Origin of the sequence: Leucobacter tenebrionis (assembly GCF_019884725.1) — a bacterium.
GTDB classification, from domain to species: domain Bacteria; phylum Actinomycetota; class Actinomycetes; order Actinomycetales; family Microbacteriaceae; genus Leucobacter; species Leucobacter tenebrionis.
This window is the reverse complement of sequence record NZ_CP082322.1, coordinates 1,548,058-1,572,061: the sequence shown is the minus strand read 5'-3', so window position 1 is coordinate 1,572,061 and position 24,004 is coordinate 1,548,058. Positions and strand designations below refer to the sequence as shown.

Here is a 24,004-nt window from a genome sequence, read left to right as displayed (position 1 = left end):
GCGCGACTTCAGCCGAGTGCGGCGGTGAGGGCGGCGAGCGTCTCGCTCGTGCCGCCCTCGATTCGCACCCGCGTCGATTCGCGGCGATCCGCCGATGTCGGGCCCCGGTTGATCACCGCGACCGGGATCCCGCGCCGCTCCGCCCGGTGCACGAGCCGCACGCCGGTGTTCACCGCGAGAGAGGTGCCGACGAGCAGCAGGGCGCTCGCGTCGCGCACGAGAGTCTCCGCCACGGCGAAGACCTCGGGCGGCACGGTCTCGCCGAAGTAGACCACGTCGGGGCGCAGGATCCCGCCGCACACGGCGCAGCTCGGCACCTCCACGCGATCCGTGTCCGAGACCCTGGCGTCGCCGTCGGGAGCGATCTCGGCCCCCGCGTGCTCCTCCGCGAAGCCGGGGTTGAGATCGTCGAACCAGCCGAGCACCTCGGCGCGGCTCCACCGGTTGCCGCAGTCCACGCAGCGGATCACGCTGCCGTTGCCGTGCAACTCGACGACGGTGCGCGATCCCGCCCTCCGATGCAGGTTGTCGACGTTCTGGGTGATGACGCCGTCGATGCGTCCCGCGGCCTCGAGCCGTGCGAGCGCGAGGTGCCCGGCGTTCGGCGCGACGCTCGCCGAGCGCAGGAACCCGACGCGCGCACCGGCCCAGAATCTGCGGCGGTAGGCCTCGTCGTGCATGAACTGCGAGATGCTCATCGGCGTGCGCGGCGGCATGCCGGCGCCGCGGTAGTCGGGGATGCCGGAGTCGGTGCTGACCCCCGCCCCCGTCAGCACGGCGGCTGGGCCATGCTCGAAGAGCGCGGCGAGCGCGTCGATCGGATCCTGCGGCCCCTTGGTCCCCATGGCCACCACGGTACCTCAGCGCCGGCATCCGGCCGTGCGGCAGCGGCCATCCGTCATCCGGAATCCGCCAGGGAGGCGATCGTCTCCCATGCGGTCCTTTCCCGGCAGATTCGCCCGCCTGAAACGCGATCGCCTCCCTGGCGGCGGGTGGGTTGGCGACGGATGGGTTGGTGTCTGCTGGGGTGGCGGCGGGTGGGTTGGCGACGGGTTGGCGGCGGATGGGCTGGCGGGTAGGGAATGGGCTGGGCCGTCTGGCTGGGGTGGCGGCGGATAGAATCGATCCCATGACGACTGCGCGCGAACAGCTCATCGACCTCATCACGAGCGAGGCCGTGTTCCACGGCGACTTCACGCTCACGAGCGGCAAGAAGGCCACCTACTACATCGATCTGCGCAAGCTGAGCCTCGACCACCGTGCGGCTCCGCTCATCGGACAGGTGATGCTCGATCTCATCGACGACATCGACGGTGTGGTCGCGGTCGGCGGCCTCACCATGGGGGCCGACCCCATCGCCTCAGCGATCATGCACCAGGGCGTCGCGCGCGGCAAGGTGTACGACTCGTTCGTGGTGCGCAAGGAGCCGAAGGACCACGGCCGCGGGCGTCAGGTCGAGGGCCCCGACCTCGAGGGCAAGCGCGTCGTCGTGGTCGAGGACACCTCGACCACCGGCGGGTCGCCGCTGAAGGCCATCGAGGCGCTGAAGAAGGTGGGTGCCGAGATCGCGGCGGTGGCCGTGGTGGTGGATCGCCAGGCCCCGGCGAAGGCCCGCATCGAAGAGGCGGGCTACGAGTACCGCTACGCCATCGGCCTCGACGACCTGGGGCTGCAGCCGCAGTAGCCGCCGTCCTCGCTCCGAAGGGCGGAAAGCGCATGTGATCCGCACGGACCGCATGCGCTTTCCGCCTTTCGGGGGAACTCAGGTCACAGAGCTCGAGCCGTCGCCGCCTTCAGGAACTCGAGCACGACGTGTGCGGCCAGGCTGCCGGTCTGGTCCCTGAGATCGTGCGTGGGCGAGACCGTGTTGACGTCGAATACGACGACATCGAGCGCGGCCAGACCGCGGAGCAGCTCGAGGCCCTCCGTGATCGTGACTCCGCCCCAGGCGGGGGTGACGACCCCCGGAGCCACGGAGGGGTCGAAGACGTCCATGTCCCAGCAGAGGTAGACGGGGCGTGATCCGACCGCCTCACGAATGTCCGAGAGAAGCGCGGCGACACCCTGTTCGCGAAGCGCCCGCATCGGGAGCACCCGATACCCCAGCTGCTCCGCGAAGCCGATGACGCCGGGTTCTCCGGCCAGCTCCGTATCCCTGATGCCGACATGGAACGATCTCCCCACATCGATGATGCCCTCGCGGGCTGCGTGGACGAAGGAGTTGGCGTTGTTGAACTCCTGGGGCTCGAAAAGGTCGTAGGCATCGGTGTGCGCGTCGAGGTGGATCAATACGAGCTCGGGGTGACGGCGGTGCGCCTCGCGGAGCTGTGGGAGCGTGACGGCTCCGTCTCCGCCGAGGGTGACCGGGATCGCCCCCTCGTCGAGCATCGCCCCCACCTCGGCGGCGATACGCTCGAAGGCCTGCTCGACCTGACCGGGAACCACATCGACGTCGCCGAGGTCGACGAGTCCGAGGAACTCGATGGGGTTGATCCCGAGATCCTCGGCGCTCTCCGCGACCAGCAGGGAGGCGGCACGGATATGAGCCGGGCCTCCCCTCCCGCCGATGCGCGAGGGGTGCGAGCCCATGTCGAAAGGCACTCCGAGCACGGCGGCCTTCGCCCCTGCCGCTGTAGCGGCGGGGCGCACGCCGAAGAGCGTCCCGGATGGACGACGGTGCATGGTACTCATGGCGCGGCTCACAGCACCTTCGACAGGAACTGCCGGGTGCGCTCGTGCGACGGGTTCGTGAAGACGAGCTCGGGATCTCCCTGCTCGATGATGGCGCCGGCGTCCATGACGACGACGCGATCCGCGACCTCCCTGGTGAATCCCATCTCGTGGCTCACGACGATCATGGTCATCCCCGCCGCGGCAAGATCCTTCATCACCTGCAGCACCTCGCCCACCATCTCGGGATCGAGCGCGCTCGTCGGCTCGTCGAAGAGCATGAGGGCGGGACGCATCGCGAGCGCCCGGGCGATCGCGACGCGCTGCTGCTGACCGCCGGAGAGCGACCTCGGGCGCACATCCGCCTTGTCGGAGAGCCCCACCCTGGCGAGGAGCTCTCTCGCGTACGCCACCGCGTCGGCTTTCTTCTCACCCTTCACCCGCACCGGCGAGTGCCAGATGTTCTCGAGCACGGTCATGTGCGGGAAGAGGTTGAAGTGCTGGAAGACGAAGCCGATATCCGAGCGCTGCTTCGCGAGTGCTTTCGCGGAGATCTCGGTCGTCTTGCCGTCGCTGCGAACCCTCTCGCCGATCCGCTGGCCGTTGACGTAGATCTCGCCGCTGTCGATCGGCTCGAGCCGGTTGAGCGCGCGCAGGAAGGTCGTCTTGCCGGCACCGGACGGGCCGACGAGTACGACGACCTCGCCACGCTCGATCTCCAGCGACACATCCGTGAGGATATGCCGATCGCCGAACCACTTGTTGATGTCGACGGTGCGGACGATGGGGCCGTCCGCGATCGAGACGGGAGCGGTGTAATCCGTAGCGCTCATGCTGCGGCTCCTTCGAGATCGGCGAGCGGGTTCTTCGGGGCGACCCGGTCGCGTTTGCTGCGCATGCCGAAGAGGCGCTTCCAGACGGACTCGGCCTTCGGGAGACCGGCCTTCGCGTTGAGCCAGTTCTCGATGAGGGTCTGGATCACGGTCCAGATGGTCGTGAGCAGCAGGTAGTACAGCGCCACGACGATGAAGATCTCGAACGCCTTGAAGGTCGAGGAGGCCATCGTGCTGCCGATCTGGAACATCTCGGCGACACCGATGATGGACAGGATCGACGTGCTCTTCATGAGGCCGTTGAACGAGTTGCCCAGCGGGGGCACCATGACGCGGATGGCCTGCGGCACGATGATCCACCGCATGGAGCTGAGCGGCGTCATGCCGAGCGAGAGGGCCGCCTCGGTCTGCCCCTTCTCAATGGATTCGAGCCCGCCGCGCACGATCTCGGAGATGTAGGCGCTCTCGTTGAGCATGAGACCGATGATCGCCGCCTGTACCGCGCCCTTGATGAGGAAACCGATGGTGACATCCTCGAAGCGGAAGATGTTCGCCGCGGCGAAGCCGGTATAGAGGATGACGAGCTGCACCAGGAGCGGCGTTCCGCGGATGATCCAGATATAGAGGCTCGCGATGATGCGCAGGATGAAGAATCGGCTGCGGCCCATGAGAGCGATGATGAGGCCGAGGATCAGCGCCAGCGCCATCGCCACCACCGAGATGGCGATCGTGAGGGCCAGGCCGTTCAGGAAACTCGAGCTCGGGGTGAGCAGGCTCTGCCAGAAGTAGTCCCAGTCGAATGTCATAGTGATGCGTCCTTGAGGTGTCGGTGCGTGGTGAGGGGAGGCCCCTCACCACGCAGAAGGGCTACTCAGGCTTGGTGATGTCGTTGCTCTCGACGCCCCACTCCTCGAGGATGGCCAGATAGCTGCCGTCGTCGACGAGCGTCTTGAACGCCTCGTCGAGCGCGGTGTTGAGCTCTGCGTTGTCCTTCAGGGTGGCCGCGCCGATGCGGATCTTGCCCGTGGGCTCACCGACCATGCGGAAGGTGCCCCCCGACTGCTCTTCGTAGAAGCTCATGATCTCCGAGGTGTCGATGAATGCGTCGACCTGACCGGCGATGACCTGCTGCACGGCGCTGGTGCCCTCATCCACCAGGGTGATCTCGAGTGCGGGCTTGCCGTCCGCCTCGCACTTCTTCGAGAGCTCCTCCGCGCCGTTGCCGCCGGTCGCACCGGTGATGGCGACGACGTTCGCGCCGCAGAGGCTGTCGTCGAACCCGGTGATCTTCTTCGGGCTCTTCTCGTTCACGCCGACCCCGGTGCCCGAGTAGAGGTAGGGCACGAAGTTCGCGATCTCCTCGCGCTCGGGCTTGATGTAGAGCGAGCCCATGATCACGTCGCACTGCTTCGCCTGCAGCGCCGGGATCAGGCCGGAGAATGCATACTCCTCGAAGGCTGGTGCGAGCCCGAGCTGGTCGGCGAGGGCCTTCGCGATATCGATCTCGACGCCCTGCAGCTCGTTGTTCTCGTCGTAGAAGATGTTGGGCGGGGTGTCACCGGTGCAGACGGTGAGCTTGCCCTCCTTGATGATGGTGGGCGGCGCGACGGATGCCGACCCTTCGGCCTTCCCCTCACTCGAGGGCTCCGGCGCAGCCTGGCTGCATCCGGCGAGTGCCAGGGCCGAGGCTGCGATGAGCGCGGTGAATGCCCCGGTGAGAGCTCTGGTGTTGTTGCGGGAGGAAGCCACGGCGGTTTCTCCAATCGATAGTGATCGCGGGTTGTCCTTCTTCGATGAAGGAGTATGCTGACAACAGCTGGCAGATGGTCTGACCAACTGTCTAAGCTGTGATGGACGATACTCTGGTCCCTCATCCTCGTCAACCGCGTAACAGAACCGAGACATAGGCTTTTCGCGTGTGACACAGTTCGGCGGCGGCTGCACTGGACCAGTGTGGGCAGAATGAGGATCTGATGGACGATCCAACGGAAAGGGGTCGATATGGACTGGGCGGCAGTAGGGCGAGCCATGACCCTCTCAGTGCCCGACCGGCTCTCGGTCGACCTCGAGCGGCTGATCCTCGAAGGCAGGCTGGCGCCCGGCGAGAAGGTGCCGCCGGAGCGCGAGCTCGCCGAGTACTTCGGAGTATCGCGGCCATCGGTGCGCGATGCCCTCCGTGAACTCGAGAACCGCGGTCTGGTCGACCGCAGACCGGGGAGGGGCACCATCGTGCTGGCTCCCGGTGAGCGCGCGAACGTGCCCGAGGACGCCCTGGCGATCGTGGAGTCGTTGCGCCCCGAGCTGCACCACATCATGGAGCTCCGTTCGATCATCGAGCCGCCCATCGCGCGCATCACGGCGGCTCGCGCCACGCCGCGGGATATCACCCAGTTGCGTGAGCTCGTCGAGGCGATGGAGAAGGACGTGACGAAGGAGCGCTACGCGGAGCTCGACCGAGCCTTTCACCAGGCCATCGCGCAGTACGCCCACAACCCGCTTCTCGCGCTCATCAACGAGCAGATCGCGCAGCAGATCTCGCCGAGCCGCGCGAGTCGGTACCAGACGCGCGAGCGACGCGCGGCATCGAGTGCCGCCCACCGCCGCATCTACGAGGCGATCGCCGCCCACGACGGAGAGCGGGCCGAGGCGGAGGCCAGGGCGCACGTGCTCGACATCAGCAAGCAGATCGCGCTCGCAGTGACGAGCGCGCAGGCCAAGGACACCGGGGACCAAGGGGAAGGACGGCGATGAAGCCCATGAATCATCCGCGCGGAGCGATCTCGACCTCGCATCATCTCGCCACCGAGGCGGGAGCGGCGGAGCTCGAGGCCGGCGGCAACGCGATCGACGCGGCGCTCGCCGCAGCGGCGGCGCTGTGCGTCGTGTATCCGAACAACGTGGCGCTCGGCGGCGACCTCGTCGCGCTCGTGCGCAGCCCGGAGGGCGAGATCCGCTTCCTGAACGCGACGGGCACCGCGCCGGCGGCGCAGTCGCTCGACGCGCTTCGCGAGGCCTACGGAGAGATGCTTCCGCTGCGGGGGATCGACACCGTGACCGTGCCCGGGGGCGTGCGCGGTTGGGCGGCGCTGCACGAGTTCGGCGCCACCCGCAGCTGGGCCCAGCACTTGGAGGCCGCGATCCGCTACGCCGACGAGGGGGTGCCGACGGCCCGGTCGGTGGCAGCGGCCATCGTCTCGGAGCGCGAGGTGCTCGACCTCGATCCGGGGTGCCGCAGCGTGTTCATCCCCGACGGCCTCCCGCTCGTGCAGGGGCAGCCCCTCGTGCAACCGGCGCTCGCAGACTCGCTGCGTCGCCTGGCGGAGCGCGGAGCCGACGAGTTCTACGAGGGCGAGCTCGCGCAGCGCTGGGTGGCGGGGCTGCAGGCGCTCGGCTCGAAGATCTCGCTCGAGGACGCGGCCGGGTACACCGCCTTCTGGGACGAACCGCTCGAGGGCGGCTTCGACGGTCACCGCGTCATCACGGGTCCGCCGAACACCTCCGGGTTCATCCTGCTGCGCGCGCTGCAGGACATCGCGCGCGGGATCGACGACCCGCTGGGCGAGGGTGCCGGCGCCCTCGCGACGGCGTTCCGCGACGGCAACGCGGTGCGCGCGACGTACCTCGCCGATCCCGCCGCCGGCGGCCCGACCGGAGCCGAGCTCATCGCGATGCGTCGGCCCGAGCACCCGCCGCCGCGCGAGGCGAAGCCGAGCGGCGACACAGTCGGGCTGAGCGCCGTCAGCGCCGACGGCTGGGCGGTGTCGCTCATCAACTCGGTGTACTTCGGATTCGGGGCGGCGGTGCTCGAACCCGAGACCGGCATCCTGTTCCAGAACCGCGGCACGTCGTTCTCGCTCGACCCGGCCTCGCCGAACGCGTTCGCCCCCGGTAAGCGCCCGCGGCACACGCTGATGCCCGTGCTGATCCTGCGCGGCGACGAGCTCGCGTGGGTGCCCGCGACGATGGGCGGATCGGCGCAGCCGCAGATCCACACCCAGCTGCTGCTGCGCTCTCTCGCGGGTGCCACGCCGCACGAGGCCACCCATGCGCCGCGCTGGATCGTGGAGGAGCCCGGCGCCGACGGCGTAGTGCGGGTGCTCATCGAGGACGACGTCCCCGACGCCGCTCGCGAGGCCATCGCCGCCCGGTTCGAGCTCAAGACGGTTCCCGCGTACACGGAGGATCTGGGGCATTCGAACCTGATCCGCGTCACCTCGGAGGGGTACGAAGCGGCGAGCGACCCGAGGTCGGACGGCTCGGCGATCGTGGTTGACGGCGCGGGTTGAACGGCGCCGCCGCCTCCGCTCAGCCGAACCGCCCTCTCCTAGAAACGATCTCCATGACTCAATCCATCCGTCCCAGCATCATCGTCCTCGCGCTGCTCGGCGCCGCCACGGGCCTGCTCTCAGGCCTCTTCGGCATCGGAGGCGGTGTGGTGCTCGTGCCGATGCTCGTGATGTTCCTCGGCTTCGAGCAGCGTCTCGCCGCCGGAACGTCGGTCGCCGCGATCCTCCCCGCCGCCGTCGTCGGCGGTATCGGATACTCGCTCCAGGGCAATGTCGACTGGATCGCGGCCGTGCTGCTCGCCGTCGGCGTGGTGATCGGCGCGCAGATCGGCAGCTACCTGCTCTCGAGGGTTCCCACCGGCTTCCTGCGCTGGATGTTCATGGCCTTCCTGCTCGGAGTCGTGATCAGTCTGTGGTTCGTGATCCCGCAGCGAGACGCCGAGATCGACATCACGCTGCTCACCGGATCGCTGCTGGTGCTGACCGGTCTGATCACCGGTGTGCTCTCGGGGTTGCTGGGCGTGGGCGGCGGTGTGATCGTCGTGCCGGTGCTGATGTTCTTCTTCGGGTCGAGCGACCTCATCGCGAAGGGCACGTCGCTGATCATGCTCATCCCGGGATCGATCTCGGGCACACTCGGCAATGTGCGCCGCCGCAACGTCGACCTCAGATCCGCCGCAGTGCTGGGCATCGCCGCGAGCGTGCTCTCCCCCCTCGGCTCGGTGATCGCGACGCATATCCCGCCCTTCTGGTCGAACGTCGCGTTCTCGATCCTGCTCGCCTTCATCCTGGGCCAGATGCTCTTCAAGGCGCTGCGCAAGAAGTAGCCGACGGCGCGAGGTTCAAGAACTCCGGATCGCCGGCGGCAGCACGACGTCGCTGCGCTTGTACATGGTGAGCAACCGCTCGGTCTCGACGGTGAGCCGGTCGTCGGCGAACCTGGCCGCGAGGTCGGAGACGGCGGACGGCACCTCGCCGCTGTTCCGGCAGGCGAGCATCGCCCGCACCGACCCGTCGGCCGTGGTCTCGGCCACCCATCGGGCGCGGGAGTCGGCCGCGATCAGCTCGGCGAGCTCGTCGAGTCGTGAGAGCGGCGCGCGCGCGGTGAGGAAGATCTCGTGCGGGAACCCGAGCAGGGCCGGTTCGAGCACCGCTCTGATGCTCACGCGGTCCGAGTGCTGCATGAGCTGGATGCGGCGGCGCACCGTCGCCTTCGCGAGGCCGAGCTCGGAGGATATGGCGTCGATGCTCATGCGGCCGTCGCGGATGAGGAGGTCGAGGATCTCGCGGTCGACCTGATCGAACTCGTCGAGGGGCCCCTCCGAAGCGTTCAGCGCCGAGGTCTCGTCCTCGCCGAGCACGGCGAGCTGCCCCCGGTCGAGGATGTCGGGCTGCCAGCCGCGCACCGTGCGCCGGTAGTGGTGCAGCGGCGCGAAGGAGTAGTCGGTCACGTCCCGGAACGGCAGCTCGCGCTCGATGAAGGCCGCCTGTTCCTCGGGGCGGATGAAGCACTCGGCCAGCACAGCGCTCTGCGACATGAGCGTGGAGACCCACAGGGTCTCGGGCCGGTGCGCCAGCCATCGGGCGACGTGCGGCATCTGCTCGGGGCGGCAGCTGAACCGGGCGAGGAACGCGTCGCCGCGGCCCGCGAGCAGCGGGTGCGCGAAGGCGGTGACCCGCACGAGACCCTGCTCGAACAACCGGGTCGCCCGTCGGGAGACGGTGCGCTCCTGCAACCCCGTCGCCTGAGCGATGAGCCGCCAGGGTGCGCGGCCGTTGCGCAGCAGTGCCGCGCAGATGCTCCGGTCGGCCTGGTCCAGCGTTTCGGTCATGAGGGTCATGCGCGCTCGCTCTCACTGTTTCGGTCGCAGCTTGCCCCTCAGTGTAGCTTTTTCGACAGCTGGTCGGCCCTGTGTTGACAGAATGGCCACATGGGGTCATTATCTAGAGAGAAAATGACAAGGGGGCCGCGCAGTCTGCCCGTTCTCTGCGTCTCGAGGAGGAGAGAGTGACCGTTTCGGACAGCGGCCCCTGCCGGTGGAGCGCGACCGAGCAGCTGGGGGCGATGCGGCGCGGCGAGCTGAGCTCCGTCGAACTGCTGCAGGAGACCCGCGCCGCCTTCGACCGGATCAACCCGCGGATCAACGCCGTGGTGACGGTCGACTTCGAGGCGGCCGAGCGCGCGGCTCGCGCTTCGGATGCGCGCCGGGAACAGGGGCTCGCGCCGCGGCCGCTCGAGGGGCTGCCCGTGGCCGTCAAGGACCTCGAGGACACCGCGGGTCTGCGCACGACCTACGGATCCCTGCTGTACGCGGACCACGTTCCCGAGCAGGACGCGCTCATCGTGCAGCGCATGCGCGCCGCGGGCGCCGTGATCTACGGGAAGACCAATACCCCCGAGCAGGGCACCGGATCCCACACCTACAATCGTGTGTTCGGCACCACCACCAACCCGTACGCGACCGACCGCAGCGCCGGCGGTTCGAGCGGCGGGGCCGCATCGGCGCTCGCCGCGGGGCTCACCTCGGTGGCCGACGGCTCCGACATGGGCGGATCGCTGCGCAACCCCGCCGCGTTCTGCAACGTGGTCGGCATCCGTCCGACGATCGGGCGCGTGCCCGATCGTCCCGTCTCGGATAGCTGGGACACCCTTGCGACGGGCGGACCCATGGCGCGCACCGTCGCCGATACCGCTCTGCTGCTCTCGGTGCTCTCGGGAGAGGATCCCCGCTCGCCGCTGTCGATCCCCGAGGCCGTCCCCGCAGAGGTGCCGCAGCTCGAGGGTCCGCTGAGGGTGGGGTGGAGTCGCACGCTCGGAGGCCTCGAGATCGAGCACGGGATCTCTGAGGTGCTCGACGGCTCCGGGCTCCCCGCGCTGCGTGAACTGGGTCACCTTGTCACCGAGGTCGAGCCGGATCTCGCCGAGGCCGATCCCGCCTTCCGCACCCTCAGGGCGTTCGGCTACGCGCGGAGCTTCGGCGCTGCGCTGCGGAGCGACCGGGATCGCCTGGGCGTCGAACTCATCGAGAACACCGAGGCGGGCCTGCGCCTCGGGATCGACGACCTGCAACTGGCGATGGCGCAGCGCGAGCGCGTGCTCCAGCGCATGATGAGCCTGTTCGACGACATCGACGTGCTCGCCGCCCCGGTCACCACCGCGCTCCCGTTCCCCGCCGAGACCTCCTGGCCGCGCGAGATCAACGGCGTGAGCCAGTCCGATTATCTCGAGTGGATGCGGGCCGCGACCCGCATCTCGATCACCGGCTTCACTGCGCTCAGCGTGCCCTGCGGGTTCACGCCCGAGGGGCTCCCCGTCGGGCTGCAGCTGATCGCCCCGCCCCGTCGCGAGGGCAGGATCCTCGCGCTCGCCGCCCAGATCGAACGCCTGCAGCCGCACTGGCTCCGCACGCCCGCGGTGCTCGTCGACTGACCTCGGCTCTATCCCCAACCTGACACCAGATGTGAAGTGCAAAGGAGCATCATGAAACCGAAATTGTTGACGCCGGGAAGGGCCGTGATCGCGGCCATCCCGGTGGCGGGGTTCTTCGCGACCCCGTTCCTCCCGTTCGCGAACGAGCCCACCCTGTGGTTCGGGATCCCGGCCGTGCTCGTCTGGACCGCGGCGCTCGTCGTGCTGACGGTGCTCAGCCTGCAGCTCGTCGAGTCGCTCTACCTGCGTAACGGCGGGCGCGAGCACGACCGGTCGGAGCGCGAGCGCCTCGCCACCGAGCAGATCGAGGCGCTCCGAGCCGAGCGCATCGCCGCCGAGAAGGAAGAGGGTCTGCGATGACCGTCACCGTCATCATCGTTCTGGGGTTGCTCGTCATCGGGGCGCTCGGCATCGCCAGCCGTCAGCGCCAGAAGAGCATGAGCAACTGGACCGTCGGCAAGCGCGACATCCCCAAGTGGACGTCGTGGTTCCTGCAGGCGGGGGAGTCCCTCACCACCTTCAGCTTCCTGGGGCTCGCCGGTATCGCGTTCGGCGGCGGCGTGAGCGCGGTCTTCGCGGTCGGCTACCTCACGATGTCGTGGTCGATCCTCTACTTCGTGGCCCCGCGGATCCGCGAGCTCGGACAGCGCCGCGGCTATCTCACGATGGCCGACTTCTTCGAGGATCGCTTCCGCGCCCGCTGGCTCGGCAAGGTCGTCGCGATCATCGGCGCGCTCGCCCTCATCCCGTATCTCCAGCTGCAGATCACCGGCCTCGGCATGGTGGTCGAGCTCGCGACCGGCAGCTCGTCGGCCCGAGGCCTCAGCATGGTGATCGCGAGTGTGCTCGTCGCGATCTTCGTCGCCTGGTCCGGGATCAGGGGCATCGCCCGCGTCGCGATCCTGAAGGACATCCTCATGGTGGTCGCCCTCGCCGTGGTGATCGCGGGCGTCGCCATCAGCTTCGGCGGCATTCCCCCGGTCTTCGCGGAGGTCGCCGAGCGCACGCCCACGCTGCTGACGCTCCACGCCGAGGGGTACGACACGACGTTCTTCATCACCGCGATGCTCGTCACCGTGATCGGCTCGGGCTTCATGACGCTGCCGCACCTGTGGCCGCCGAACCTCGCGGCGAAGAGCGGCGAGGTGCTGCGGAGCAACGCGAAGTGGCTGCCGATCTACCAGCTCGTGCTGTTCATCCCGATCCTGGTCGGCCTGTCGGCGACGCTGCGACTGCCGGGTGACACGGTGGGCAATGCCGTGCTGCTCACGATGAGCGGCGAGATCATGCCGGACTGGCTGCTCGGCCTCGTCGCCGTCGGCGGAGCCTCCGCGGCGATGGTGCCGGCCGCGGCGATCGTCATGGGCATCTCCACCCTCGTGAGCACGAACGTGATCGGCGGAGTGCGGCCGGCGAACCGCATGGCGATCAACTACGTCGTGATCGTGGTGTCGATCGGCCTCGCGCTCGCGTTCGGACTGGTGCGCTCGGATATCGGCGCGCTGCTGCTGCTGACCTACGGCGGCACGACCCAGTTCGCCCCCGGTGTGCTGCTCGCTCTCACGCGCCGGGTGCGGGTGGGGGCGTGGCCGATCGGTCTGGGCATCATCGCCGGCACCGCGACCGTCATGGTGATCACCTTCGCGAACATTCCCATCGGCAGCTGGGACTCCGGCCTGATCGCGCTCGCCCCGAACCTCATCGTGCTGGTCGTCGCCGAGGCGATCCGCCGCGCGCGAGGGGGCAAGGACGTCGAGCAGATCGACTTCGAGGAGGAGGCGGCGCTGAGCGCCGCGTCCCGTTGAGTCGGATCCGGCCCCGCGCATCGAAACCGGCGCTTTCAGCGAGACTGACTGTTTCAGGGCCTCTGAAACAGTCAGTCTCGCTGAGACGCTCGGGTTCGGTGGCGCGCGAGGGATCAGTCCTCGTCCATGCGCACACCGCTGCGCTTGAGCGCGTGCAGCACCATCGATGTGTCGACCTCGACCGCGTCCTCCGTCCAGTCGGAGCGCATGAGGAAATCGGCGAGGGTGTCATGGCCGGTGCAGGCGATGTTCACGAAGAGTTGGTACCGGCCCGTGGTGAAGGCCAGGTAGCGCACCTCGGGCACCCGGGTGAGCTGCATCGCGACGGACTCGGTGCGGCCGGGCAGCGTGCGGATCCGCATCGTCGCCTCGACCGGGAAGCCGAGCGCGGCGGGCTCCACCACGGCCCGGTCGAAGAGGCGACCGCTCGCCTGCAGGTGCGCCAGGCGTCGCCTCGCCGACGCCGGGGAGAGGGCGGTCGCACGGGCCAGCTCCTCGATGGTGGCCCTGCCGTCGGCGGCGAGCACGCGGGCGATCTCCTGCTCCTCGCGGCTGAGCGGCGCGAGTTCGACCGAGCCGGTCGGTTCCCAGCTCTGCTCGTGATCGATCAGCGCGGTGACCTGCTCGTCGGTCAGCAGCCCGGGAAGCCACTGGTGGGTGCCCTTGTAGAGCTTGAGGATCGTGGCGGTCTCGACCCCCGCCGCCCCGGGCATGCCCGGGATCTCGTCCACGAGCGTCGCCAGGGAGCGCGAGCGCTCGTTCATGAGCTCGAACACGCAGTCGGCCTCGCCGGTCGTGAGGTACGTGAACACCGAGTTGGAGCGCGCCGCGGCCGCCGCCGCCGTGACCCGGTTCATGCCGGCCACGCAGCGCACGTTGATGATCGAGCTGTCGAGCACCCCGCCGCGGGGCAGGAGCGTGAGGCCGGTCATGCGCACCTGGCGGCTGCGCAGCAGCTCCGCTCCGCGAGCCGCGACCGTGCGCTCGGCGACATCGAGCACGTGGGCGATGCGCCGCCACCCCGCGCGTCCGTTGACCTGCAGTGCGGCGACGATGCGGCGGTCGAGGTCATCGAGCACGGGAATGGAGATCATGGCACGATTCTCTGCTGAAATCTCCAAAATGGCAATCACTGTTCAGTACACCCTGCATTCGAGCTTATGGTTAGTGCTGATTCAGCCAGAGACGTCTGCGAGTTCGAGAACTCGGGCATCGGCGCTCCGACGGATCCCTCCCACACTTCGAAAGAAAGATTGCTATCAATGAAGATTCGCAAGTTGGCCTTCATCGGCCTCGCAGCCGCCGCGGCGGTCTCCCTGGCAGCCTGCTCGTCGAGTGCGCCCTCGGGTGAGGGTGCCGCGAACAGCGACGAGCCGATCAAGATCCGCATCCAGTCGCAGGCGTCGATCGCAGCTGAGCCCATGTACATGTGCGTGGAGGACGGCACCTTCGAGAAGGAGGGCCTCGACGTCGAGGTCACCGAGCTGCCCGACCTGCCGGCCGCGACCGCTGCGCTGCAGGCGGGCAAGCTCGAGCTCGCCTTCGTGCCGACCATCTCGGCGCTCACGATGGCCCGCCAGAACGTGCCGATCACCATGATCGCCGCCGCCGACGGCATCAACCCCGCCGCCGCCGACGCCTCGCTCGAGGAGCAGCGCGAATACACCTCGGTGGGCGTGTACGTGAGCAAGGGCAGCGGCATCGAGAGCATCGAGGACATGGGCGGCGACACCAGCATCGCCGTTCCCGAGCTCAAGGGCCAGCCCGACGGCACCATCACCTCCGTGCTGCACGAGGCCGGCGTCGACACCGCCGACATCGAGTGGCTGAAGCTCGGCTTCCAGCCCGCGCTCGACGCGCTGAAGTCGGATCAGCTCGACGCCGCGTTCCTCGTCAGCCCCTTCTCGATCGAGGCCGACGAGGCCGGCCTGAAGCGCGTCATGAACCCGAGCGTCGAGTTCTTCCCGAAGGGCTCCGCCACGACCTCCTGGGCCGGCAACACCGAGTGGGTCGAGAAGAACCCCGAGGCCGTCGAGCGCTTCCAGACCGCGATCCAGAAGTGCAACGCGGCCGCCAACGAGAACCTCGACGAGGTGAAGCAGCACGTCATCGATCGCGCCGGTCTCAAACTGTCGCCGGCCGACATGCCGCAGTCGTACTTCCCGGAGACGATCGATCCGGATCAGCTGGCCGAGGTCGATCAGAAGCTCACCGACATCGAGTTCTTCCCGGAGACGATCGACGTCACGGAGATCCTCTCCGTCCCCGGCAAGTGAGCGCGCGAGGAGGAGGACGAGTATGAAATCAACTGCTAGAGGCGGTCGCAGCGCGGCCGCGCCCATCCTCTTCGGAGTGCTCGGCATCGTCCTCCTCCTCGCCGCCTGGCAGTGGGGCTCGACGCAGGTCACTTCGGAGGGTTCGCTGCCGGGCGTTCCCGTCGTGGCGGAGGCGCTCGTGAGCCTGTTCGGTCAGGGCAGCTTCTGGACAGAGGTACTCACGACGCTCGGGATCGCGCTGTTCGGCTGGGCGATCGCCGCCGTGGCCGGCGTCGGCCTCGGCGTGCTGGTCGGCACCTCCGACATCGCCCACGCCGCGACGCGCGTGGTGCTCGAGTTCCTGCGCCCGATCCCCGCCATCGTCATCCTGCCGCTCGCGATGCTCGTGCTCGGCCCCACGACCGAGATGGGTGTGTTCCTCGTGGTCTTCGGCGTGATGCTGCCGATCACGGCGCAGACCGCCGCCGGCGTCGAAGCGGTCGATCCGGTGATGCGCAACACCGCCCGCTCATTCGGCATGAAGCCGGGGGAGATCCTCTGGCGCGTGATCCTGCCCGGCGCCTCGCCCTACATCGGCACCGCGATGCGCGTCGCCGCTCCCGTCACGCTCATCATGACTGTCGTCGCCGGCATGCTGGGCGGCGCCCCCGGTATCGGCAGCGCCCTCACCGTCGCGCAGACCTCAGGGCGCAGCGACCTCATCTTCGCCTACGTCGTGGTGCTGGGTCTGCTCGGCCTGCTCGTGCAGACCGCCGCGGGCCGCACCGAGCGCCGCCTGCTGCACTGGCACAGCTCCTACCGGAAGGAAGGCTGACATGTCGACCGCCCAAGACTCCGGCGCGCCCAGCACCACGGTGCTGCGCACCGCTGCCGCCGCGCGTGCCAAGCGCATCAACCGCCGCCCGCTGCTGCTCGCGCTCGAGATCGGCGTGCCGGTGCTGCTGCTGGCCCTCTGGTGGTTCGGGTCGTTGAACTCGAGCGATCCCTTCTTCCCGCCCCTCAAAGACATCGTGATCGAGTTCCAGCGGCTCTGGCTGTTCGACAAGTTCGCGAGCGATGTGCTGCCGAGCGTCGGCAACTTCCTCATCGCCTACGTCATCGCGTGCGTCGTGGGCATCGTCCTCGGCATCCTGCTCGGGCTCGTGAAGCCGCTGTTCTGGATCCTCGATCCGATCGTGCAGTTCGTGCGCTCGATCCCCGCCGTCGCCCTGCTGCCGATCTTCATCGCGACCATGGGCTTCGGCAACGAGGTGCGCATCTTCGCGATCGCGCTCGCCTCGCTCTTCCCCGTGCTCATCTCGACGATCGACGGCGTGCGCGCCACGGAGCCGCTGCTGCTCGAGACCGCCCGCGTCTACCGCCTCACCCGCTGGGAGCGGCTGCGGAGCATCTACATCCCGGCCGCCTCGCCCCAGATCTTCGCCGGCGCCCTGGTGAGCCTGCAGGTCGCGTTCATCGTGATGATCACGAGCGAGATGATGGGCGCGGCGCGCGGCATCGGCGCTCTCACGCTGCTCGCGCAGGGCAGCTTCGACGTGAAGGGCATGTGGGCCGGCATCCTGCTGCTCGGCATCCTCGGCTACCTCGCCAACCTGCTCTTCACCCTGACCCGCCGGCGGGCTCTGGCCTGGTACCTCGGCGCCCAGAAGGCGGCGTCGGCCGACTGAGCCGGGGCCCGTCACTCTGAAAGAACTTACGGAGAACATCATGACCAACACCCAGCTCGTCGTAGAGCATCTCTCGAAGTCGTACGCCGTGAAGGGCGACGAGGTGCAGATCATCGCGGACCTCACCTTCGACGTGGCCGCGGGCGAGATCGTCTCGATCGTGGGCCCGTCGGGGATCGGGAAGACGACCCTGCTGAAGTGCCTGACCGGGTTGCAGTCGATCACGTCGGGTTCGGCGCGGATCGATGGCAAGCAGATCGATGGGCCGCCGGAGGAGATGGCGCTCGTGTTCCAGGAGTACACGCGCTCGCTCATGCCGTGGCTCACGGTCGAGAAGAACGTGCGCCTGCCCCTGCAGCACCTCAAGCTCTCGAAGGCCGAGGCCGACCAGCGCGTGAACGCGGCGCTCACGTCGGTGGGCCTCTCGCACGCCCTCGACCGCTACCCGTGGCAGCTGTCCGGCGGCATGCAGCAGCGCGTCGCCATCGCGCGCGCCCTCGCCTACCGCCCCGAGGTGCTCGTCATGGACGAGCCCTTCGCGTCTGTGGACGCGCAGACCCGCTTCGAGCTCGAAGACCTCTGCATCAAGATCCGCGACGAGTTCGGCATGACCATCGTGCTCGTCACCCACGACATCGACGAGGCCGTGTACCTCTCCGACCGCGTCGTCGTGCTCGGCCACCGGCCCGCGATCGTGACCCGCATCGTCGACATCGACCTGCCGGCGCCCCGCGACCAGATCACCACCCGCTCGCTCCACGAGTTCGCCGAGCTGCGCACGGAGATCTTCGAGCTCATCCGGGCGGGAGCGATCAACACGCAGACCGGTCAGTCGGGCGCGGCGGCGTAGGGGACGGGTATGGCCAACGAAGAACTGAGGTGGATGTCGGCGGGGGATCTCGCGCGGCGCATCCGATCCGGCGAGCTCTCGGCCCGTGAGGCGCTGCAGGCGCACTGGGACCGGATCGATGCGCTCAATCCCGCGATCAACGCCGTGATCTACGAGGATCGCGAGATGGCCTGGGCCGACGCCGAACGGGCGGATGCGAGGCAGGCCGCGGGCGAGACGCTCGGTCCGCTGCACGGCGTGCCGATGACCAACAAGGACAGCAACGACACCGCGGGCATGCCCAACACGTGGGGTTCCCCGCTGCTGCAGCACGTGGTGCCGAAGCGCGACAGCCTCATCGTGGGGCGGCTGCGGGCGGCCGGCGCGATCATGACGGGCAAGAACAACGTGCCCGAGTTCGCAGCGGGCGCCCACACCTTCAACGAGGTGTTCGGCACCACCGGCAACCCCTACGATCCGACGCGCAGCGCCGGCGGTTCGAGCGGCGGCGCCGCGGCCGCGATCGCCGCGGGCATTCAGCCGGTGGGTGACGGATCGGACATGGGCGGATCGCTGCGCATCCCCGCCGCGTTCTGCAACGTGCTGGGTCTTCGGCCCTCGCTCGGCCGGGTGCCGGGCCCGGGCGCCAACTCCTGGATGTGGCTCGGTCGCACGGGCCCGATGGCCCGCGAGGTCTCGGATCTCGCGCTGATGATGAACGCGATCTCGGGCCCGGATCCGAGCGTGCCGACGTCGATCCAGGAGTCGGACGTCGACTTCCGGGTCGGGCTGCGTCGCGGTGTCGCCGGGCTGCGGATCGGCTGGTCGCCCGACGTGGGGCTCGGGATGCCGATGGATCCCGAGGTCGTCGCGGTGGCGGAGCGCGCACTCGCGGTGTTCGCCGACGCCGGCGCGATCGTGGAGGAGGCCTCGCCAGACATCGCCGAGGCCGACGAGGTCTTCAGGCAGACGCGAGCCTTCGACTACGAGTTCGGGTGGGGCGAGCTGGTGCGGTCGAACCCCGACCGGGTGAAGCCCGAGGTCATCGAGAACGTGGAGGTCGGTGCACGCCAGACCGCGGCGGACCTGCACGAGCTCACCCGCGCACGCACCCGCCTCGAGCAGCGCACCCGGGAGTACTTCGATCGCTACGATCTCTGGATCACGCCGACGGCGCAGGTGCTGCCGTTCCCCGGCGAGCAGCGGTGGCCGACCGAGATCGCCGGGCACCGCATGGGCGACTACCTCGACTGGATGCGCTCGGTCTGCGTGGTCTCGGCGATGAGCGTGCCCGCCCTCTCCGTGCCGGCCGGGTTCTCGAAGTCGGGGCTGCCGGTCGGCATCCAACTGGTCGCACCGCAGGGCGCCGACGCGCTGCTGTTGCGCGCCGCGCACGCCTACGAGGAGCGCACGCGGTGGGCGCAGATGCACCCGCGCCTCTGAACGGCGGCGTTCGCGGCCGTCGCCCCATGAGAGCATGAAGCAGCTGCCAGATCCCGAGCGAAAGGACCTCTCATGCTGGATTCGCGCCTCTCAGACGACGAGCGGAACGCGTTGCACGAGACCTACGAGCACCTGCATCGCAACCCCGAGCTCTCGATGCAGGAGCACCGCACGGCGGAGTTCATCGAGCAGCGGCTGGACGCGCTCGGGATCGAGCACTTCCGCTGCGGCGGCACCGGCGTCGTCGGCGTCATGCGCAACGGTGAGGGCCCGGTGATCGGGTTCCGCGCCGATACCGACGGGCTCCCGATCCAGGAGGCGACCGGGGCCGCGTACAGCTCGACCGCCACGGGCACGCTGCCCGACGGGAGCACCGTGCCCGTGATGCACGGCTGCGGCCATGACACCCACATCGCGACCGCGCTCGCCGCGGCGGCGCTGCTGCGGCGCCAACCCGAGGCCTGGGCGGGCACCGTGCTGTGGATCTTCCAGCCGGGCGAGGAGACCGCGGCCGGCGCCGCCGCGATGGTCGCCGACGGCCTGTGGGATCGCGTGCCGAAGCCCGAGGCCGTGCTCGGTCAGCACGTGTTCCCCTCCGTGCCGGCCGGCAGCATCGGGCTGACGACCGGCTCTGCGATGGCGATGGCCGACTCGCTGCGCATCACCGTGCACGGCAAGCAGTCGCACGGGTCCCAGCCGCAGGACTCGATCGACCCGATCGTGCTCGGCGCCCACATGGTCACCCGCCTGCAGACGATCGTCTCACGGGAGCTGCCGCCGCAGTCGCCCGCGGTCGTCACCTGCGGCACCTTCCACGCGGGTCTGAAGGAGAACATCATCCCCGACCGCGCGGAGTTCACCCTCAACATCCGCACGCTCACCGAGGAGGTGCGGGAGCGGGTGCTCTCGGCCATCGCGCGCATCGTGAACGCGGAGGCGGAGGCGTCGGGCGCCCCGCGGCCGACCGTCGAGGAGATCTACCGCTTTCCGCGCCTCTACAACGACGACGAGCACGCCGAGCAGGTGCGGGCAGCACTGCAGCGGGAGCTCGGCGAGGATCGTGTGGTCAGCCTGCCGCCCGCGATGGGGTCGGAGGACTTCGGCACCCTCCCCGACAGCATCGGCGTACCGGGCGTGTACTGGTTCTTCGGCGGGTTCTCGGCTGAGAACGAAGCGCCCCCGGTGAATCACTCGCCCTTCTTCCTGCCCGATCCCGAGCCGACGCTCAGCACCGGGGTGCGCGCGGCGGTCGTGGCGCTGGGACACTATCTGGGGAAGGCGTAGGGGTCGCGCCGGGAGAAGCGCGGGGTCGCGCCGGCGGGTGCCGCCCGGCAGAGCACCTGAAGGATCGAAGCTTCGATGAAGGAAATGATGGAGGAGAGACGATGAGCCAGGGTTCGTTGGACGGTGTGTTGGTGGTGGATCTGTCGCGTGCGCTCGCGGGTCCGCACGCGGGGCAGATGATGGGGGATCTCGGCGCTCGCGTGATCAAGGTCGAGGCGCCGGGGTCGGGCGACGACACCCGTTCCTGGGGCCCGCCCTTCGTGGCGGGATCCGACGAGCGCGACTACTCGACGTACTTCCTGTCGTGCAACCGCAACAAGGAGTCGATCGCGCTCGACCTGAAGAGCGACGACGGGCGGGCGGTACTGACCGAGCTGCTGGCGCGGGCCGACGTGCTGATCGAGAACTTCCGCACCGGCGTGATGGATCGCCTCGGGTTCGGCACGGCCGCGCTCGCGGAGCTGAACCCGCGCCTGGTGCAGCTGTCGATCACCGGCTTCGGGCACGACGGCCCCGAGGGCGGCCGCGCGGGCTACGACCAGATCGTGCAGGGCGAGGCCGGCCTGATGTCGATCACGGGCTCCGGGCCGGAGGACCCGCAGCGCGTGGGCACGCCGATCGCCGACCTGCTGGGCGGCATCCACGGCGTGGTGGGCGTGCTCGCGGCGCTGTACGAGCGTGAGCAGACGGGCAAGGGTCGGGTGGTGCGCACCTCGCTGCTCTCCTCGATCGTGGGGGTGCACGCCTTCCAGGGCACACGGGTCACGGTGGCCGGTGAGACGCCGCACGCGCAGGGCAACCACCACCCCTCGATCGCGCCGTACGGGCTGTTCAAGTGCCGCGACGGGGCGGTGCAGATCAGCGTGGGCAACGAGCGCCTGTGGCAGGCCTTCTGCGCCGAGTTCGGGCTCGACGCCGAGACGCCCGGCCTCGAGACGAACCCCGTGCGGGTCGCGCATCGCGCCGAGACGATCGCGTTCGTGGAGGCCGCGTTCGCCGACCAGGACGCCGAGGCGCTGCTGGAGCGACTGCGCGGCGCCGGCGTGCCCGCGGGCAAGGTGCGGGATCTGACCGAGGTGTACGAGTGGGATCAGGTGCGCTCGCAGGGCCTCGTGGTGGACGTGGATCACGCGGCCCTCGGCAGCATCTCGCTGCCCGGGCCGGCGATCCGCTTCTTCGACGTCGATGAGACCGGCGAGACCGAGCGCGCCCGCAGCGAGCACACCGCGCCGCCGCTGCTCGACCAGCACGGCGACCTGATCCGCGCCTGGCTCGCCGGGGAGCGGGCATGAGCGGGGCGCCTGCGGTGGCCGGTCCTGGAGCTTCGGGAGCGAAGCCGAAGCGGCTGACCGCTCGGGAGCTGATCGATCTGATCGCCGATCCGGGGAGCTATCTCTCGTGGGATCGGGATCCCGCAGAGCCCGACCTGGGGGAGGCCTACCGCGAGGAGCTGGCGGCCGCGGCCGAGAAGTCGGGCGTCGACGAGTCGATCATCACCGGCGAGGCCCTGATCGACGGCCGGCGCGTGGTGCTGATCGCGTGCGAATTCCGCTTCCTGGCCGGCTCGATCGGCGTCGCCGCCGCGGAGCGGTTCGTGCAGGCGATGGAGCGGGCGACCGCCGAGCGCCTGCCGGTGCTCGCGTCGACCGCCTCGGGCGGCACGCGCATGCAGGAGGGCACGGTCGCGTTCGTCGCGATGGTGAAGATCGCGGGCGCGGTCGCCGCGCACCAGGCCGAGGGTCTGCCGTACCTCACCTACCTGCGGCATCCGTCGACCGGCGGCGCGCTCGCGTCGTTCGGGTCGCTCGGGCAGGTATCGGTGGCGGAGCCGGGCGCGCTGGTCGGGTTCCTCGGACCGCGCGTGTACGAGGCGCTGTACGGCGAGAAGTTCCCCGAGGGGGTGCAGTCGGCCGAGAACCTCGCGAAGCACGGCGTCATCGACGGGGTGCTGCCGCCCGAGGAGCTGCGCGACATGATCCAGCGGGTGCTGCGCCTGCTCGATCCGCCCACCCGCGCCGAAATCATCGCCCGGGCTGCCGACCCGGGACGGGCGGGGGAGGAGTCTGCGGGCTCGAGCGATACGTGGGCCTCGGTGCTGCGCACGCGGGACCGCCGCAGGCCCGGGCTGCGGGAGTTGCTGCGGTACGCGGCGACCGACGTCGTGCCCCTGTCGGGCACGGGGCAGGGAGAGCGGGATCCCGGGCTGTCGCTGTGCCTGGCGCGCTTCGGGGGGATCCCGGCCGTCGTGGTGGGGCAGGATCGCCGGATCCAGCGCTCGCACGCGCCCCTCGGGCCGGGCGGGCTGCGCGCGGCCCGGCGGGCGATGCACCTGGCGGAAGAGCTCAAGCTGCCGCTGGTGACCGTGATCGATACGCCGGGTGCGGCGCTCTCCCAGACCGCGGAGGAGGGCGGCCTCGCGAGCGAGATCGCGCACTGCCTCGCCGACCTCGCGACGCACCGCGGCGCGACGCTGTCGGTGCTGCTGGGGGAGGGCACCGGGGGCGGGGCCCTCGCGATCCTGCCCGCCGACCGCACCCTCGCCGCCGAGCACGCGTGGCTCTCGCCGCTGCCGCCGGAGGGCGCCTCAGCGATCGTGCACCGCGACACGGAGCACGCGCCCGAGCTCGCCGAGCAGCAGGGCGTCGCATCGGCGAACCTGCTGGCCAACGGTATCGTCGACCGGGTCGTGCCCGAGCTGCCCGACGCGTCGACCGAGATCGAGGCGTTCTGCGCGCGCATGGGCGACGCCATCACCCAGGAGCTCGCCGCGCTCAGCCTGCAGCACCCCGATCGGCGCCGGATCGCGCGCCACGACCGCTACCGCAGGATCGGGCTGTAGGCGGGGCGGGGTGCCGGTGCGCCGCGCCGGGGCTCCGATGCGGGGCGCCGCGCCGGGGCTCCGGGGCGCCGGTGCAGACCTCCCGCACCGATGTCGACCTCGCGCACCGTATCGCGGGTCTGCATTGGTGCGGGAGGTCTACGCCCGCGGCATGCCAGCGTTCGCTTCGACGGCGCTGGGATTCACCCGGAAGGCGAACGCCCGCGCGGCATGCCAGGCTCGGACCGGGCTCACAGCGGGCCGGGCCTGCCCGCCGGGCTCGGCGCGAGCGCCCCACCGGGTCCGGGGTCGGCGGCACCCCGCCGGGCTCGGTCCGGGCGCCCCGCCGGCCCGGGACCGGCGACACCCTACCGGGCTAGACCCGAGCGCTCGCCTGGTTACTCCCCGAAGACCCGCTTCGCGATGGCCTGCACGTCGCGATCGAGGTTATCGACGCGGGCCTCGAGGCGCTCGAAGCGCGCTTCGAGCTTGGTTTCGACGATCTCGATCTTGCTCGTGATCTGCGCGACGTGCCCGGCCAGCGCGCGCATGAACGAGTAGCCCATGAAGGTGAGCAAGCCGAAGAGCGCGGCGGCGAAGACACCGATGATGGTCCATATCTGAGGATCGTTCAAGCTGCTCACATTCCCATCTTGTCGTGGA

Annotated in this window: 23 protein-coding genes; 15 read left to right on the top strand and 8 right to left on the bottom strand. The window is 69.5% G+C overall.

Going from position 1 to position 24,004, the window contains the following annotated elements; translation table 11 throughout:
- Window positions 1-8: 8 nt before the first annotated feature.
- Window positions 9-845, bottom strand: a complete 837-nt coding sequence (locus KVY00_RS07310; RefSeq protein ID WP_223045019.1) for a Sir2 family NAD-dependent protein deacetylase — start codon at window positions 843-845, stop codon at window positions 9-11.
- 284 nt (window positions 846-1,129) lie between these two features.
- Here KVY00_RS07310 and pyrE point away from each other — a divergent pair, with 284 nt between their 5' ends.
- A complete protein-coding gene (gene pyrE, locus KVY00_RS07305; RefSeq protein ID WP_223045018.1) occupies window positions 1,130-1,684 on the top strand; it encodes an orotate phosphoribosyltransferase in 555 nt (184 codons plus the stop codon).
- 83 nt (window positions 1,685-1,767) lie between these two features.
- On the opposite strand, the gene KVY00_RS07300 is transcribed toward pyrE, so the two are convergent.
- From KVY00_RS07300 to KVY00_RS07285, 4 genes are all read right to left on the bottom strand, one after another.
- On the bottom strand, window positions 1,768-2,691 hold the full coding sequence (locus KVY00_RS07300; RefSeq protein WP_223045017.1) for an arginase family protein: 924 nt from the start codon (window positions 2,689-2,691) through the stop codon (window positions 1,768-1,770).
- 8 nt (window positions 2,692-2,699) lie between these two features.
- Entirely contained in the window at window positions 2,700-3,503 is an 804-nt protein-coding gene (locus KVY00_RS07295) for an amino acid ABC transporter ATP-binding protein (RefSeq protein ID WP_305069219.1), read from the bottom strand.
- On the bottom strand, window positions 3,500-4,309 hold the full coding sequence (locus tag KVY00_RS07290; RefSeq protein WP_223045016.1) for an amino acid ABC transporter permease: 810 nt from the start codon (window positions 4,307-4,309) through the stop codon (window positions 3,500-3,502). Before KVY00_RS07290 ends, KVY00_RS07295 begins: the two co-directional genes overlap by 4 nt.
- Window positions 4,310-4,370: 61 nt before the next feature.
- Window positions 4,371-5,252, bottom strand: coding sequence for an ABC transporter substrate-binding protein (locus tag KVY00_RS07285; RefSeq protein WP_223045015.1), 882 nt, complete (start codon window positions 5,250-5,252; stop codon window positions 4,371-4,373).
- A 279-nt stretch (window positions 5,253-5,531) separates the two neighbouring features.
- Between KVY00_RS07285 and KVY00_RS07280 the strand changes: the two genes are divergently transcribed.
- From KVY00_RS07280 to KVY00_RS07270, 3 genes are read left to right on the top strand one after another with little or no spacing between them, the layout of a single operon-like run.
- Window positions 5,532-6,254 (top strand): FadR/GntR family transcriptional regulator, encoded by a 723-nt coding sequence (locus KVY00_RS07280; protein ID WP_255572820.1) that lies wholly within the window; start codon window positions 5,532-5,534, stop codon window positions 6,252-6,254.
- Window positions 6,251-7,789, top strand: coding sequence for a gamma-glutamyltransferase family protein (locus tag KVY00_RS07275; RefSeq protein WP_255572819.1), 1,539 nt, complete (start codon window positions 6,251-6,253; stop codon window positions 7,787-7,789). Before KVY00_RS07280 ends, KVY00_RS07275 begins: the two co-directional genes overlap by 4 nt.
- 53 nt (window positions 7,790-7,842) lie before the next feature.
- Window positions 7,843-8,616: a sulfite exporter TauE/SafE family protein gene (locus KVY00_RS07270; protein WP_223045013.1), complete on the top strand. Its 774-nt coding sequence runs from the start codon at window positions 7,843-7,845 to the stop codon at window positions 8,614-8,616.
- Window positions 8,617-8,631: 15 nt separating this feature from the next.
- On the opposite strand, the gene KVY00_RS07265 is transcribed toward KVY00_RS07270, so the two are convergent.
- On the bottom strand, window positions 8,632-9,621 hold the full coding sequence (locus tag KVY00_RS07265; protein WP_223045012.1) for an Lrp/AsnC family transcriptional regulator: 990 nt from the start codon (window positions 9,619-9,621) through the stop codon (window positions 8,632-8,634).
- A gap of 176 nt (window positions 9,622-9,797) precedes the next feature.
- Here KVY00_RS07265 and KVY00_RS07260 point away from each other — a divergent pair, with 176 nt between their 5' ends.
- The 3 genes from KVY00_RS07260 to KVY00_RS07250 are packed head-to-tail and all read left to right on the top strand — an operon-like array spanning window position 9,798 to window position 13,024.
- Window positions 9,798-11,219: an amidase gene (locus KVY00_RS07260; RefSeq protein ID WP_223045011.1), complete on the top strand. Its 1,422-nt coding sequence runs from the start codon at window positions 9,798-9,800 to the stop codon at window positions 11,217-11,219.
- A 51-nt stretch (window positions 11,220-11,270) separates the two neighbouring features.
- Window positions 11,271-11,579: a hypothetical protein gene (locus tag KVY00_RS07255; protein ID WP_223045010.1), complete on the top strand. Its 309-nt coding sequence runs from the start codon at window positions 11,271-11,273 to the stop codon at window positions 11,577-11,579.
- A complete protein-coding gene (locus KVY00_RS07250; RefSeq protein ID WP_223045009.1) occupies window positions 11,576-13,024 on the top strand; it encodes a sodium:solute symporter family protein in 1,449 nt (482 codons plus the stop codon). Before KVY00_RS07255 ends, KVY00_RS07250 begins: the two co-directional genes overlap by 4 nt.
- 113 nt (window positions 13,025-13,137) lie before the next feature.
- On the opposite strand, the gene KVY00_RS07245 is transcribed toward KVY00_RS07250, so the two are convergent.
- Window positions 13,138-14,118: an AsnC family transcriptional regulator gene (locus KVY00_RS07245; RefSeq protein WP_223045008.1), complete on the bottom strand. Its 981-nt coding sequence runs from the start codon at window positions 14,116-14,118 to the stop codon at window positions 13,138-13,140.
- Between the two features lie 168 nt (window positions 14,119-14,286).
- On the opposite strand from KVY00_RS07245, the gene KVY00_RS07240 reads away from it, so the two are divergent.
- The 8 genes from KVY00_RS07240 (at window position 14,287) to KVY00_RS07205 (ending at window position 23,362) form a co-directional block, all read left to right on the top strand.
- Window positions 14,287-15,300, top strand: coding sequence for an ABC transporter substrate-binding protein (locus tag KVY00_RS07240; protein WP_223045007.1), 1,014 nt, complete (start codon window positions 14,287-14,289; stop codon window positions 15,298-15,300).
- A 22-nt stretch (window positions 15,301-15,322) separates the two neighbouring features.
- On the top strand, window positions 15,323-16,114 hold the full coding sequence (locus tag KVY00_RS07235) for an ABC transporter permease (protein WP_223045006.1): 792 nt from the start codon (window positions 15,323-15,325) through the stop codon (window positions 16,112-16,114).
- A 1-nt stretch (window position 16,115) separates the two neighbouring features.
- Entirely contained in the window at window positions 16,116-16,967 is an 852-nt protein-coding gene (locus KVY00_RS07230; RefSeq protein WP_223045005.1) for an ABC transporter permease, read from the top strand.
- A 40-nt stretch (window positions 16,968-17,007) separates the two neighbouring features.
- Window positions 17,008-17,817 carry an ABC transporter ATP-binding protein gene (locus KVY00_RS07225; protein WP_223045004.1) on the top strand — a complete coding sequence of 270 codons (810 nt, stop codon included), beginning with the start codon at window positions 17,008-17,010 and terminating at the stop codon, window positions 17,815-17,817.
- A gap of 9 nt (window positions 17,818-17,826) precedes the next feature.
- Window positions 17,827-19,239: an amidase gene (locus KVY00_RS07220; protein ID WP_223045003.1), complete on the top strand. Its 1,413-nt coding sequence runs from the start codon at window positions 17,827-17,829 to the stop codon at window positions 19,237-19,239.
- Between the two features lie 72 nt (window positions 19,240-19,311).
- Window positions 19,312-20,523 (top strand): amidohydrolase, encoded by a 1,212-nt coding sequence (locus KVY00_RS07215; protein WP_223045002.1) that lies wholly within the window; start codon window positions 19,312-19,314, stop codon window positions 20,521-20,523.
- 101 nt (window positions 20,524-20,624) lie between these two features.
- Window positions 20,625-21,815 (top strand): CaiB/BaiF CoA transferase family protein, encoded by a 1,191-nt coding sequence (locus tag KVY00_RS07210; RefSeq protein ID WP_223045001.1) that lies wholly within the window; start codon window positions 20,625-20,627, stop codon window positions 21,813-21,815.
- Window positions 21,812-23,362, top strand: coding sequence for a carboxyl transferase domain-containing protein (locus KVY00_RS07205; protein WP_223045000.1), 1,551 nt, complete (start codon window positions 21,812-21,814; stop codon window positions 23,360-23,362). The genes KVY00_RS07210 and KVY00_RS07205 overlap by 4 nt, the downstream gene beginning before the upstream one ends.
- A gap of 377 nt (window positions 23,363-23,739) precedes the next feature.
- On the opposite strand, the gene KVY00_RS07200 is transcribed toward KVY00_RS07205, so the two are convergent.
- Window positions 23,740-23,985 (bottom strand): FtsB/FtsL family cell division protein, encoded by a 246-nt coding sequence (locus KVY00_RS07200; RefSeq protein WP_223044999.1) that lies wholly within the window; start codon window positions 23,983-23,985, stop codon window positions 23,740-23,742.
- Between the last annotated feature and the right edge of the window lie 19 nt (window positions 23,986-24,004).

Excerpts from the sequence above, each read along its gene's own strand:
- KVY00_RS07310 (WP_223045019.1), bottom strand. The coding sequence starts at position 845 with ATGGGGACCAAGGGGCCGCAGGATCCGATCGACGCGCTCGCCGCGCTC.
- pyrE (WP_223045018.1), top strand. The coding sequence starts at position 1,130 with ATGACGACTGCGCGCGAACAGCTCATCGACCTCATCACGAGCGAGGCC.
- KVY00_RS07300 (WP_223045017.1), bottom strand. The coding sequence starts at position 2,691 with ATGAGTACCATGCACCGTCGTCCATCCGGGACGCTCTTCGGCGTGCGC.
- KVY00_RS07295 (WP_305069219.1), bottom strand. The coding sequence starts at position 3,503 with ATGAGCGCTACGGATTACACCGCTCCCGTCTCGATCGCGGACGGCCCC.
- KVY00_RS07290 (WP_223045016.1), bottom strand. The coding sequence starts at position 4,309 with ATGACATTCGACTGGGACTACTTCTGGCAGAGCCTGCTCACCCCGAGC.
- KVY00_RS07280 (WP_255572820.1), top strand. The coding sequence starts at position 5,532 with ATGACCCTCTCAGTGCCCGACCGGCTCTCGGTCGACCTCGAGCGGCTG.
- KVY00_RS07275 (WP_255572819.1), top strand. The coding sequence starts at position 6,251 with ATGAAGCCCATGAATCATCCGCGCGGAGCGATCTCGACCTCGCATCAT.
- KVY00_RS07270 (WP_223045013.1), top strand. The coding sequence starts at position 7,843 with ATGACTCAATCCATCCGTCCCAGCATCATCGTCCTCGCGCTGCTCGGC.
- KVY00_RS07265 (WP_223045012.1), bottom strand. The coding sequence starts at position 9,621 with ATGACCGAAACGCTGGACCAGGCCGACCGGAGCATCTGCGCGGCACTG.
- KVY00_RS07255 (WP_223045010.1), top strand. The coding sequence starts at position 11,271 with ATGAAACCGAAATTGTTGACGCCGGGAAGGGCCGTGATCGCGGCCATC.
- KVY00_RS07250 (WP_223045009.1), top strand. The coding sequence starts at position 11,576 with ATGACCGTCACCGTCATCATCGTTCTGGGGTTGCTCGTCATCGGGGCG.
- KVY00_RS07245 (WP_223045008.1), bottom strand. The coding sequence starts at position 14,118 with ATGATCTCCATTCCCGTGCTCGATGACCTCGACCGCCGCATCGTCGCC.
- KVY00_RS07240 (WP_223045007.1), top strand. The coding sequence starts at position 14,287 with ATGAAGATTCGCAAGTTGGCCTTCATCGGCCTCGCAGCCGCCGCGGCG.
- KVY00_RS07235 (WP_223045006.1), top strand. The coding sequence starts at position 15,323 with ATGAAATCAACTGCTAGAGGCGGTCGCAGCGCGGCCGCGCCCATCCTC.
- KVY00_RS07230 (WP_223045005.1), top strand. The coding sequence starts at position 16,116 with ATGTCGACCGCCCAAGACTCCGGCGCGCCCAGCACCACGGTGCTGCGC.
- KVY00_RS07225 (WP_223045004.1), top strand. The coding sequence starts at position 17,008 with ATGACCAACACCCAGCTCGTCGTAGAGCATCTCTCGAAGTCGTACGCC.
- KVY00_RS07220 (WP_223045003.1), top strand. The coding sequence starts at position 17,827 with ATGGCCAACGAAGAACTGAGGTGGATGTCGGCGGGGGATCTCGCGCGG.
- KVY00_RS07215 (WP_223045002.1), top strand. The coding sequence starts at position 19,312 with ATGCTGGATTCGCGCCTCTCAGACGACGAGCGGAACGCGTTGCACGAG.
- KVY00_RS07210 (WP_223045001.1), top strand. The coding sequence starts at position 20,625 with ATGAGCCAGGGTTCGTTGGACGGTGTGTTGGTGGTGGATCTGTCGCGT.
- KVY00_RS07205 (WP_223045000.1), top strand. The coding sequence starts at position 21,812 with ATGAGCGGGGCGCCTGCGGTGGCCGGTCCTGGAGCTTCGGGAGCGAAG.